Raw genomic sequence first — 12,170 nt, 5'->3', positions numbered from 1 at the left:
GCAGACCCGCCATCATCACCATGCCGATCCAACGGGCGGTGACGGCACCTCCGTTCCGTCCGCGAGCTCTTCGGGAGCCGGCCGACGGGACCTGACGGGAGACCACTCGGACGAACTCCGGTAGCGGCCACAGTCCGTGAGGACTGCCGGAGGCCCCGCGGACGTCGAACCGGATCAGAGCGGGTTGAGGCGGGCCTTGAGCAGGCAGAACTCGTTGCCCTCGGGGTCGGCGAGCACGTGCCAGGGCTCCTCGCCGGTCTGGCCGATGTCGGCCGGGCGGGCGCCGAGGGCCAGCAGGCGTTCGAGCTCGGCCTCCTGGTCGCGGTCGGTGGCGTTGACGTCGATGTGCAGGCGGGGTTTGCCCGGCTGCGGCGCCTCCTCGCGGCTGAGGACGAGTGTCGGCTGCGCGCCGCCGAAGCCCTCGCGGGGCCCGATCTCGATGCTGCCGTCGTCCTCCCGGCCGAGCACCACGAAGTCCAGGACCTCGCACCAGAACCGTGCCAGTACCTCGGGTTCGCGGCAGCCGAGGACGAGTTCGCTGATGCGACATGCCATGGGACGGAACCTGCTCTCGGTCGGGGGTGCGGCCGCGAGCGACCGTACCGGGCGGGGCGTACGGAGGCGAGAGGTATTCGCGGCCCGCCCGGGGACCTACGCCTCCTCCGGCAGCTCCACCGCCTGCCAGCGGTAGGCCGCGTCCTCCTGCCACACCTGCAACTCGCCCTCCACCACCGCCGCCAGGCACAGCCGCCAGTCGTCCCCCATGGTGAGCGCGACCCGCGTCGCGGGCCGCAGGGTGGGCCGCCACCAGCGCGGGCGCCGGGAGGCGCCGCCGGCCGGGAGCCGCAGCCGTACGCCGCCCGCGCCGGCCAGGGCGACGGTGGGCCCGCCGCGGTGGCCGACCATGGCGATGCCGAGGGCGGGTTCGCCGTCGCCGATCTCCGTGCCGGTGCCGGCGGCGCCGAGGGTGTGGAGCTGGACGGAGCCGTCCGCGCGCAGGGTGGCGGCGCGGGGGCCGGCGGAGGTGCGGGCGAGTGCCCCGGCGCGCAGGGTGCCGGGCGGGCCGAGGGGGACGGGCGGTTCGCCGGAGCCGGGCCGCCAGCTGAGCACCCGTTCGCGGTGCTCGACCAGGAGCAGCCAGGCGCCGGGCCGTTCCTCCTCGGCGGCGAGGACCCGGTCGGCGGGGCAGCCGGGGTGTTCCTGGCCGGTGAGGGTGAGACCGGGGGCCCAGCGGTAGGAGCGCAGGGCGCCGGCCGCGGCGGTCCACACGGTGAGTTCCCCGGCCGCGCCGACGGCCCCGGCGAGGCCGCTGACCCCGCGGGCCGCCTCCCACCAGCCGGCCGCGGTGCCGACCCAGAGGGTGCCGGAGCGGTCTTCGGCGCAGACCACCAGTTCGCCCTGGCGTCCGGCCCAGCCTGCCGCCAACTCCCGTACGGCACCCGGCCCCTGGCCGGCGGGCAGCCGGTGGCCGGTGCGCCCGGGCCCGGCGAGCGCGGTGCCGTCCGCGCCGCCGGTGACCACCAGTGGCCGGCCGGACCGGTCGGGCAGCACGGCCAGGCCCGCGGTCCGCGCCACCGGCCGGTGGGCGCGCAGGAGTTCGCGGCCGCGGGCGGCCCAGGGCCCGAGCGGGGCGGGGCGGCGATCGGGCTCGCGGGCGAGCGGTTCGCAGGCCCAGCGGGCGAGTTCCTCGCCGTAGCCGGCGGCCAGCAGTTCGGCGCGGGCCTGCTCGGCGGCGAGCCGGTGGTCGAGCCGGCCGTGGTCGGGCAGCAGCAGGGTGCGGGCGAGGGTGCCGACCGCGAACAGGTCCTTGGCGGTGGTCGGGAACCCGCCGACCTGCTCGGCCTCGGGTGGGACGTGGCCGGGGGTGAACACCGCGACGGTGAGGGTGTGGTCGAGCGGGGCGAGGAAGGTGAGGTCGATCAGCTTGACCATGCCCTGCTCGTCGACCAGGACGTTCGCGGGGGAGATGTCGCGGTGCACCCAGCGCTTGCGGTGCAGCTCGTCGACGATCCGGCAGAGCCGGGCCAGCACTTCGGCCACCGCGGCCGGGCCGCCGCGCTGGGTACGGGCCCAGGTGTGCAGCGGAACGCCCTCGACCCACGGCGAGATCTGGTAGCCGAGCAGCCCGCCGGCCGGCACCGCGCCGGGCCGGTGCGGGGAGGGGCCGAGCAGGAAGCTGGGCACCACCAGGTCGGTGACGCCGAGCCGGTGGGCGTTGTGCGAGACGTCGTCCCAGCGGCCGAGCCAGCGCCGGACCTCGGACGGGTCCCGCTCCAGCATGATCTTCGCGGCGACGAGCTCCTTGATCCCGTTGTGTCCCGTGCGCACGGCCCGCCACACCTCGGCCTCGCCGCCCCGGTGGTGGAACTCCAGAAGCTCGTACTGTTCGGGGTCGAACTCCGGCCCGAAGCGGAGCCCGGGAACCCAACGAGACTCGGACACACGACCCCCGACGCTTCTCACCGCTGTGGACGCGCAGCAGTCCAGCAGCCTGCGCCCGCCCAGGATAGTGCTCGTTTCTGTTCGTCCGCCCGGGGGAGGGCCTATTCTGATGGGCGCCGGAGCAACATCACGAAACAACGTCAACTCATGGTCGTACGGGGAATGTTGATCATGAAGTGGGACGCTCTCGAAGCGCAGGGGGACGGTGCATGGCGCAGCTCGCGGTGCTGCTGATCATCGTGGTGGCACTGGCCGGTGCGGCCGCCGCAGTGGTGCTCGCCCGCAGGCGAACCACCCTGGACGCGGCCGGGGTCGCCAAGGCGCTCGGCGTGGCCGCCGAGCAACTCGCGGCCGGCAAGGCCCCGCAGGCCCGCCGCCGCTACGCCCGGCTGGCCCGCCAACTCGCCACCGGGCCCGAGGAACTGCGCACCCAGCGCGGCCTCGCCCTGCTCGGCCAGGCCGAGGCCACCATCCCCACCGGTGACCAGCAGGCCACCCTCGCCCTGCACCGCGAGGCCTTCCCGCTGCTCACCGACCCGGCGCGCCAACTGCCCCGCTGGAGCCTGCGCCGCCTCGCCGAGGAACGGATACAGGCCCCGGACGGCGACCTCGGACCGGTCCTCGCCCTCCTCCAGGCCACCGCCACCGGCGCCGAACCCGGCGAGGAGGCCGAGGCCGCCGCCCGCGCCCGGCAGTGGCTGCAGCAGCTGTGCCGCGACGCCAACCCCCAGCAACGCGACCACGCCACCGCCCGGGCCCTCGCCGCCCTCCCCGGCCAGGACTGGCCGGTGCTCGCCCGCGCCGCCCTGCTGCGCGCCACCGACCGGGCCGCCGAGGCCGAACCGCTGCTCGCCGCGGCCGCCCCCGCCGGCAGCGGCGAACTGTGGTTCCGCTGGGGCGCCCAGCTGTTCACCGTGCACCGGGACGAGCCCGCCGTCGCCGCCTTCGACGAGGCCCTGCGGCGCGGCCCCGGCGAGCCCTCCCCGTGGGGCCGCGGACCGGCGCTGCGCACCGACACCCTGCTCTTCCGCGGCCTCGCCCGGCAGCGGCTCGGCGACACCGACGCGGCCTGGGCCGACCTCGCCGCGGCGGCCGGGGAGAGCCCGAGCGACCCGCGCCCCCGCTACGCCCTTGGCCGGCTCGCCCTGCTGCTCGGCGCCGACGACCAGGCCCGGGAGCAGTTCACCGCCGCCCTGACCGCCCAACCCTCCTTCGCCCCGGCCCGGTTCGGCCTCGCCCTGGTCCACGAGCGGGCCCAGCGGCCCGCCGAGGCCGCCGCCGACTACCGCGCCGGCCTGGGCCAGGCCCCCGACTGGCGCCCCGCCCGGGTCCGGCTCGGCGCCGCCCTGACCGCCGCCGGGCAGGCCGCCGAAGCCGAACCGATCCTGCGCGCCGAGGCCGACGACCAGCCGGACTCCCGCTGGGGCCGGATCGCCGCCTACCACCACGGCCTCGCCCTCGCCCGCACCGACGACCCGGCCGGCGCCCTGGCCCGCTGGGAGGCGCTGGACGACCCCGACCTGCACGACCGCCAGGCCCTCGCCCGCGACCGGCTCGCCCGCACCCTGCTGCCCACCGACCCGGCCGCCGCCCGCGCACTCTGGCAGCGGGCCGCCGCCGAACACCCCGCCGCGCCCGGCTACCGCCTCGCCCAGCGCGAGGCCGCCCTGCGCGAGGCCGCCCACCTGCTGATCACCGGCCGCGATCGCGCCGAGGCCCGCGAAGCGGCCGCCGCCGCCCTCGCCCTGGCCGACACCCTGCCCGGCGCGCACACCCAGCGGCAGGCCCGGCTGCGCGCCGCGCTCGCCCTCGCCGAGGGCGCCACCGACCAGGTCAGCACCCTGCTCGACGCGGCCGGCGGGCTCCGCGACCGCTACCACCTGGCCGCGGCCGCCCTGTTGGCGGGCCGTCCGGTCCAGACCATCGCCCTGCTCGGCCCGCTCGACCCGGATCCGGCGGGCGACCCGGCCCTCGCCCGGCTGCGCGCCCTGCTCGCCGAGCGGGCGGGCAACTGGGGTGCGGCGCTGGACTGGTACCGGCACTTCCTGAGCGCCGGTACGGGCACCACCGGCACGGGTGGCGCCGGGGCCGTCGGCACTGGCCCGGTGCGGCCCGCCGCGGCCGCGCACCCCGCCGGTGACGCCCCGACCCAGGTGATCGGCCGGATCCCCGCGCACCCCGCCGGTGACGCCCCGACCCAGGTGATCGGCCGGATCCCCGCGCAGCCCGGGCCGGTGCCCGCGCCCACAGCTGCCGCCCCCGCCGCTCCCGCCGCTCCGGTCGGGGACTGCGCGGCCTGCGCCCGTCCCGCCACCGGGACCTGCGGCGGCTGCGGCCGCGAGGCCTGCGCCGACCACCTCCACGCCCCCGCCGGGGCCGCCTCACCGCGCTGCATACGCTGCACCGGCCCCGCCCTGCGCGCCCTGCTGGACTGCGCCCGCCGGGCCGGTACCCCCGAGCAGGCCGAACCCGTCCTGGCGGCCTGGGCCGAGGCGTTCGGCGACAGTGCCGCCGGCGCGCCCGTACGGCTCGACCTCGCCCTGCTGCGCGCCGAACTCGGCCGCCTCGACGAGGCCCTGGACGACATCCCGGCCGACGCCGCAGCCGCCCGGGCCGCCGTGCTGGTCCGCCGGGCCGGCGCATCCCTCGCCGCCGAGCAGCCCGGCCGCGCGGCCGGTGATCTGCGCCAGGCGCTCACCCTCGCGCCCGGCCACCCGCAGGCCGCCGGGGCCCTGGTGCTGCTGGGTGAGCACGAGGCCCACCAGCACGCCGCCGAGGGCCGCCACGGCGAGGCGTACCGGGCCTACCGCGAGCTGCTGCTCAAGGACCCGGCCCACCCCCGCCTGCTGCACGCGCTCGGCCTGGCCGGTTACCGGTACGCGGCGGCCGCCGAGGCGCCGGACGAGCAGGTCTGGGCCTGGACGGTCGGCTGCCTGGTCGCCGCCCTGCACCGCGAGGAGCTGTGGGCGGAGACCGCCCGGATCACCGGCCGCCCGGCCGAACCGCAGCGGATGGCCGCCGCCCGCACCGCGCTCTCCGACCGGCTCCGCGAGGACCTGCGCGCCCTCGACCGGGCCGCGGGCCGCAGCGGCGACGAGGTCACCGCCTGGACGCTGCGCCTGGGCATGGAGACCCACGCCGCGGACGCCTTCGCCCAGGAGGACGTCCGGATCACCCTGCCCGGCTGCCCGCCGCGGCGCCTGGTCGTCGGCCCCGTGCTGGACGGACTGCTGCGCGCCGAGCTCGAAACCGCCGCCTGGGCCGACGCCTTCGAGCAGGCCGTACGGACGTGGCGTCGCCCCACGGGCCCCGACGCGTCCGCGCCCGTGTCCGCGCTCACCCGGGCCCTGGCCCTGTTCGGGCCGCTCGGCCCGCAGCAGTACCTGCACCTCCAGGGCCGTCAGGCCGCCGCGGTGGCCGCCCTGGACACGGTGGCCGAGGGCGCGCGCGACGCGGCCTGGGAGGCGCTGCTCCGCGCCGCGCTGGTCAGCCAGGCCCGTGAGCACCACCGCAACCAGGACTGGCGCGAGGCGCTGGAGTGCCTCACCCGGGCCCGGTCCGTACCCGGCCTCGTGCTGCCGGCCGACACGGCCCGGATCGCCGCCGAGTCCGGCGTACGGGCGGCCCGCGCCCTGCTGAAGAGCACCGTGGACGACCAGGCGGGCGCCGCCGAACTGCTGGAGCAGGCCTACGTGCTGGCCCCGGACGACCCCGAGGTGCGCGGCGACCTCGGCGCGACCTACGCCCAGTGGGCCCGCAAGATCAACAACGAGGAGAAGGACTACCCGCGCGCCCTCGACCTGCTCGCCAAGAGCCTCGAACTCGCCCCCGGCGACGCGACCGCCAAGCACTTCCTGCAAGCCGCCCTCGGCAACCGGGCCGGCCAGCTCAGCCGGCTCGACGCCTCCGACGAGGAGCTGACCGAGGCCGTCGGACTGTGGAAGCAGCTGATCGACCTCAACGACGACCCGGAGCACCGGCACGGCATGGCCTTCGTGCTGCGCCAGCTCGCCCGCTCCGCCGCCTTCGCCGACGACCGGGCCCGCGCCACCGGCAAGATGATCCAGGCCCTGCTCTGGGACCCGGAGTGGGAGGGCGACGCCGGGAAGGAGGCCGACCGCCGGATCTCGGTGATGCTCGCCAACCACGTCATCGACAACATGCGGGACGAACCGTTCGCCGCCCAGGCCGACATGCTCAAGAAGGCCCTGTCCTACGACGACTCGACCGACATCCGCCGGCTGATGGTCAGCGTCTGGCGCGGCGAGGCGATCACCCACTTCGAGGCCCGCCGCTACGCCGCCGCGGTCGGTCTGCTGGAGGAGGCGCTCTCCCTGGCCGCCGGCCCGGCGGACAACACCAAGCTGCACGGCGAACTCGCCGTCGTCTACAGCTCCTGGGCCGTCGCCCAGGCCAACGCCCGCGACTACCACCTGGCTCAGGCGGCGATCGACAGGGCCGTCTCGCACAACCCGCGCGATCGGGAACTGCGCGCCCTGCAGCAGCGCATCGCGAAGCTCAACTGAACGCAACCGCACGACGATCGGCGCCGTCGGAACGAAGAGCGCACCTGAATCCCGAGCCGTGAGGAGAGAGACCGCCCGCCATGCCACTGCACGAACCTTCGCCGTACGAGGTCCTGGGCATCCCGCTCACGGCCGGGGTGCGCGAGATCAACCTCTCGGTCGGGAAGGCACTGAAGGCGGGCCGGTACAGCCGCCAGCAGATCCAGGACGCGGCCGCGCTGCTGCGCAACCCGGACCGGCGCCTGGAGGTCGACCTCCAGCAGCCGCTGCCGCCCGAACCGGTCGACCAGGCCGCCGACCTGCTGGCCCCCGCGCTCGCCGAACCGCTGCTGGTGATCGAACGCCCCGGACTGCCCCCGGCCCAGGCGCTGCTCGCCCTGCACCGGGCCGAGGCGGCCGCCGACTTCGCCGAGCCCGCCCCCGGCGGCGCCGACCCCGAACCCCCCGTCCCCGCCCGCTACGCGGCCGACCTGTCCGTGCTGCCGCAGATCGAGGTTCCCGATTGACTTCCCCCTCCCGCGAGCGAGAGGGATTCCCCTCAGCCTCGCGGCTGAGCCGCTGCGCGTTGGCGCCGCGGTGGGACTACTTCCTGCTTCACCGACGACCGCCCGTCCGGAGTGCTCCGTTGAGGTCTTACACCGTCTCCACAGGCTGCAACCGCCAGTCCGGCGGCCAGGATGTTGCGTGCCGCGTTCACGTCCCGGTCGTGGACCGCTCCGCAGTCACACTCCCACTCCCGAATGTTCAGCGGCATCTTGTCGCGGATGGTTCCGCAGGCCGAGCACAGCTTGGAGCTGGGAAACCACCGGTCGATGGTCACCAGGTTGCGGCCGTACCAGCGTGCCTTGTACTCCAGCATGGTCCGCAGCTCGGCCCAGCTCGCGTCCGATACGGCGCAGGCGAGGCGCTTGTTCTTGAGCATGTTGGTCTTCTTCCACGCCGTCAGCATCGCAGAAGTGGCGCTGTAGTTCACTCGCTCCTGACGCTGCGTCCATGCTTCCGTGCGGGCCGCAAGCGCCATGTTGTAGACCTTCCTTACGCACCCGAACGTGCGCGACAGTTCAGCTGCCTGCGCATCGGTCGGATAGAAGCGGAACTTGTACGCCCGCTTCACGTGGGTGGTGGTCACGTCTTACATGATATGTCGTCAATTTGTGAAAGGGGGGCTTGATGACCGACGCGCCGACCGCATCCGTACTCGACGGCCACCGGCCGCTGGAGGTCCCGCCGGGGGTCGAGTCCGTCGACCTGGAGGCCAAGTTCACCCAACTGCTGTTCCGGGCATCGTTGTTGGGGAACAAACTGGCCGAGCAGAAGCAGCAGGCCCGGGCCGCCCAGCGTGAACTGCTGGGCGTGCTGGTCGAGGTGGACGACGCGCTCGCCGCGCTCGGGCTGGACCGCGAGCTGGTCGCGCACGGTCGCGGCGCCGGGCTGGAGGCCACCCGCCGGCGGCTGCTCGGCCGGCTGGCCAAGGCCGGGGTGAAGCCGATGCGGCTGGAGGGTCTGGCGGCGGATCCGGCGCTGACCGAGATCGTCGGCACCGAGGTACGGCCGGGGGTGGCGCCGGAGACGGTGGTGCAGACGGTGGTGACCGGGTTCTTCTGGGAGCAGGAGGTGTTGCGCCGGGCCCAAGTGGTCGTCGCCGCACCGGAGTCGGCCCTGCCGCCGGTCGAGGATCCGAGGGGCCGGCTGATCGATCCGGAGCAGTCCGGGGAACCCCAGGAATCCGAGAAGCCCGAGAAGCCCGAGGAACCGGAAGCCCTCGCAGGCGAGGCAACCGACCCCGCACCGGAGTCCGCAACCGACCCCGACCCCGAGCCCGCCCCCGAGCCCGTCGAGGCCCAGGCCAGGCCGGTCCCGCCCCGGGTCCGCCGCCAGACCAAGGCGCCGGGCCGGCTGGCCAAGCGGGCCAAGCGCAAGAAGTAGCCAGGACGTAGCAGGACCACGAGGGGCAAGAGGGGAACGACATGTACCGCACACTCGGCATCGACCTGGGCACCACCAACTCGGTGGTGGCCCACCTGCGCCGGGGCGAGCCGGAGATCATCTTCAACCGGCAGAACCAGGAGGCCACGCCCTCCGTGGTCGGCAGCGGCCGCAAGGGCGAGCTGCTGGTGGGCTCGACGGCGCGCAGCCGGATCGCCATCGACGGCGCCAACGTGATCCGCTCGGTCAAGCGCTTCATGGGCCGCAAGTTCAAGGACCCGCAGGTGCAGGCGGCCCTCAAGGAGGTCGACTACAAGGTCACCGCGGGCACCGACGGCGACGTCAACGTCTGGTTCAACGGCCGCTCCTACACGCCGATCGAGATCTCCGCGATCATCCTGCACCGGCTCAAGCAGGACGCCGAGCAACGCCTCGGCGAGCCCTTCCACCGGGCGGTCATCACCGTCCCCGCCTACTTCGGCGAGCGGCAGGTGGCCGCCACCCAGGAGGCGGGCCGGATGGCCGGGCTGCACGTGCTGCGGATCATCAACGAGCCGACCGCCGCCGCCCTCGCGTACGGGCTGGCCAGCGAGGCCGGCGACGAGGGCCGCACCGTCCTGGTGTACGACCTCGGGGGCGGCACCTTCGACATCTCGATCCTGCTGCTGGTGCCCGGCTCGGTCTCGGTGCTCGGCATCGAGGGCGACAACCTGCTGGGCGGCGACGACTTCGACCGCGCGATCACCACCGCGCTGCTGGAGGACATCCGCGAGGAGTACGGCTCCGACTACCAGCCGGACCTGCGCGACCGCCCGAAGATCGCCTCCACCGCCGAGACGGTCAAGATCGAGCTCTCCAACCAGCAGTCCTCCGAGGTCATCCTGCCCGGCCTGGGCGCCGGACAGCTGGTGCTGGAGACGGAGTTCGAGCGGGCCCGCTTCGAGGAGCTGATCGAGGCCCAGATCGAGCGGACCATCGAGCTGACCCACAAGGCCATCATGCAGGCCAACCTGACCGTCGGGGACATCGACGAGGTGGTGCTGGTCGGCGGCTCGACCTCGATCCCGCTGGTCGAGCGGCGGCTCGGAGAGGTGTTCGGCACCCGCCGGATCAAGCGCGGCGTCAACCCGATGCAGTGCGTGGCGCTCGGCGCGGCCGTGCAGTCCGCGCTGGTCGGCGAGGTGGAGTGCCCCGAGTGCCGGGCCCCCGGGGACCTCTCGGCGTCCAACTGCGCCAACTGCGCCACCTCCCTGCTCGGCGGCGACCGGGTCTCCTGCCCGACCTGCCACATCCCGGTGGACGCCGAGGCGTCCGACTGCCCCAAGTGCGGCCAGGACATGGCCGCTTCGGCCGCCGCCGGAGCCGGGGCCGGGGCCGGGACGACCGTCCCGAAGCAGTCCCAGGCCACCACCGTGGTGCGCGGCGACAACTGCCCGCGCTGCGGCACCCCGGCCGCCCCTGGCGTCACCGCCTGCGAACTGTGCGGCGAAGCGCTCAACTCGGCCGCCCCCGGCCAGACCAAGGTGGCCTCCAGCGCCGCCGAGGACGTCGGCCTGCGCTGCGCCTCCTGCTCCAGGGTGAACCCGCCCGGCAGTGAAGTCTGCTCTGGCTGCGGTGAGTTGATGCAGGTCACCAACCCCTTCGACATCACCCCGAAGAACCTCGGCATCGAGCTCAACGACGGCCGGCTGGCCGTCATCATCCCCAAGAACACCAGCTACCCGACCGGTTCGCCGGTCAGCCGGGAGTTCGTGGTCTCCGGCAGCGGCCGCCAGCGGCTGGAGATCGCGGTGTACGAGGGCGAGCACGAGATCGCCCAGCAGAACGAGCTGATCGGCCACCTCACCCTGCGCCTGCCGGAGGGACTCGGCGGCCGCACCCCGGTCGAGGTCTCCTTCGGCCTCGACCGCGACCGCACCATCACCCTGTCCGTACGGATCCAGGGCGGCGCCGAGAAGACCGTCAAGCTGGAGCGGGTCACCCTCGACCCGGAGCTGAAGGTGCAGGTCGAGGAGCAGCAGCGGCAGATCGAGACCTTCACCGACCGCTGGGGCGGGGAGCTCACCGAGGCCGAGATGCGCGAGGCCCAGCGGCTGATGGACGCGCTGGACGACCTGGCGGCCGGGCAGACCCGCGGCCAGTCGGTGGACGAGGCACTGGAGCGGGCGCAGCGCCAGCTCAAGGCCCAGCGCTGGGTGCGCGGTTCGGAGGCGTACCTGAGCCTGTTCATCCACTACTGCGAGAAGCACCTGGACCCGAGCGACCTCGACCGGCTGCGCTCTGTGGCCGCCGAGCTGCGGCTGCGCCGGGAGGCGGCCGACTGGGAGGGCGCGATGCGCGCGGCCCAGAAGGCGGACGAGCTGTGCGACTCCCTGGGGCACACCTTCCGGATGCTCACCATGTGCAACGTCTACGTGAGCCAGAACATGATCTCGCCGGCCCTGGCGCAGCGGATCATGGCGGAGCTGCGCGGGCTGGACGACGCGGTGGAGGCGCCCAACATGGAGGCGGTCAACACCCACATGTCGAACCTGCTGGCCCTGTACGCGCAGGCGCAGCGGGAGCTGGGCAGCGAGCCGGCCGCCGAGTCGCTCGGGCCGGTCCGTCCGGAGGAGGCGGGTCCGCGATGAGTGGCGAGCCGCTTCCCGAGGTCCTCTGCCCGCTCTGCAGGGTGCCGGCCGACCGGCAGTCACTGGGCTGCCCGTCCTGCCGGGAGGACCTGAGCGTGCTGTTCCGGCTGCGTTACGCCGCTCGGATCGACTACAACCGGGCGCTGGAGGCGCTGGCGGCCGGGGACGGGGGTCTGGCGCGCGGTCTGGTGCACCGGGCGGTGGAGGCCGAACCGGGGCTGGAACCGGCCCGGGAGCTGCTGGAATCACTCAGCGTGTCCGGGCCTGCCGGGGCGTCGTCGGCCGGCCGGGGCGGCGACACGCCCCCGGAGTGACCAATCCGGCCCCTCCCGACCTGCCGTCGCGTTCGATCGGTGCGAGTGTGATCGTCACACGGACGTTTGCCATCCTCACAAGGAGTCACGCAATGCGTATTCGCACCACCCTCGTCGCCACCGCGCTCGCCGCGGTGACCGTCCTGGCCGGTGCCGGCACCGCCGCCGCGGGCAGCGCGACCGCCAACGGTGTCGCCGCCAACTCGCCCGGTGTGCTCTCGGGCAACCAGATCCAGATTCCGATCAACCTCGAAGCCAACGTCTGCGGCAACTCGATCGACGTGATCGGGCTGCTCAACCCGGCGTTCGGCAACATCTGCATCAACGGCTGA

Annotated in this window: 9 protein-coding genes; 6 read left to right on the top strand and 3 right to left on the bottom strand. The window is 74.6% G+C overall.

Going from position 1 to position 12,170, the window contains the following annotated elements:
• Nucleotides 1-174: 174 nt before the first annotated feature.
• Both ACZ6Z8_RS24140 and ACZ6Z8_RS24135 read right to left on the bottom strand, forming a co-directional pair.
• Complete coding sequence (locus tag ACZ6Z8_RS24140; protein WP_465612146.1) at nt 175-555, bottom strand: VOC family protein; 381 nt, start codon at nt 553-555, stop codon at nt 175-177.
• A 96-nt stretch (nt 556-651) separates the two neighbouring features.
• Entirely contained in the window at nt 652-2,442 is a 1,791-nt protein-coding gene (locus tag ACZ6Z8_RS24135) for a protein kinase domain-containing protein (protein WP_465612145.1), read from the bottom strand.
• 209 nt (nt 2,443-2,651) lie between these two features.
• On the opposite strand from ACZ6Z8_RS24135, the gene ACZ6Z8_RS24130 reads away from it, so the two are divergent.
• A complete protein-coding gene (locus ACZ6Z8_RS24130; RefSeq protein ID WP_465612144.1) occupies nt 2,652-6,968 on the top strand; it encodes a CHAT domain-containing protein in 4,317 nt (1,438 codons plus the stop codon).
• Nucleotides 6,969-7,048: 80 nt separating this feature from the next.
• The gene (locus tag ACZ6Z8_RS24125) at nt 7,049-7,474 is read left to right on the top strand and encodes a hypothetical protein (protein ID WP_465612143.1); all 426 of its coding nucleotides are present in this window, start codon (nt 7,049-7,051) and stop codon (nt 7,472-7,474) included.
• Nucleotides 7,475-7,506: 32 nt separating this feature from the next.
• On the opposite strand, the gene ACZ6Z8_RS24120 is transcribed toward ACZ6Z8_RS24125, so the two are convergent.
• Nucleotides 7,507-8,097 carry an RNA-guided endonuclease TnpB family protein gene (locus ACZ6Z8_RS24120; protein ID WP_465612142.1) on the bottom strand — a complete coding sequence of 197 codons (591 nt, stop codon included), beginning with the start codon at nt 8,095-8,097 and terminating at the stop codon, nt 7,507-7,509.
• A gap of 41 nt (nt 8,098-8,138) precedes the next feature.
• Here ACZ6Z8_RS24120 and ACZ6Z8_RS24115 point away from each other — a divergent pair, with 41 nt between their 5' ends.
• The 4 genes from ACZ6Z8_RS24115 to ACZ6Z8_RS24100 all read left to right on the top strand — a co-directional run bounded on the left by ACZ6Z8_RS24115 (nt 8,139) and on the right by ACZ6Z8_RS24100 (nt 12,170).
• Nucleotides 8,139-8,894 (top strand): nucleotide exchange factor GrpE, encoded by a 756-nt coding sequence (locus tag ACZ6Z8_RS24115; protein ID WP_465612141.1) that lies wholly within the window; start codon nt 8,139-8,141, stop codon nt 8,892-8,894.
• A gap of 41 nt (nt 8,895-8,935) precedes the next feature.
• Complete coding sequence (locus ACZ6Z8_RS24110) at nt 8,936-11,524, top strand: Hsp70 family protein (RefSeq protein ID WP_465612140.1); 2,589 nt, start codon at nt 8,936-8,938, stop codon at nt 11,522-11,524.
• Nucleotides 11,521-11,838: a hypothetical protein gene (locus tag ACZ6Z8_RS24105; protein ID WP_465612139.1), complete on the top strand. Its 318-nt coding sequence runs from the start codon at nt 11,521-11,523 to the stop codon at nt 11,836-11,838. The genes ACZ6Z8_RS24110 and ACZ6Z8_RS24105 overlap by 4 nt, the downstream gene beginning before the upstream one ends.
• A 92-nt stretch (nt 11,839-11,930) precedes the next feature.
• Complete coding sequence (locus ACZ6Z8_RS24100) at nt 11,931-12,170, top strand: chaplin (RefSeq protein WP_402816527.1); 240 nt, start codon at nt 11,931-11,933, stop codon at nt 12,168-12,170.

It is taken from the genome of Kitasatospora sp. NPDC101108 (genome assembly GCF_055584725.1).
The sequence above is the reverse complement of the archived record's forward strand: the minus strand, read 5'-3'. Positions and strand labels throughout refer to the sequence as shown.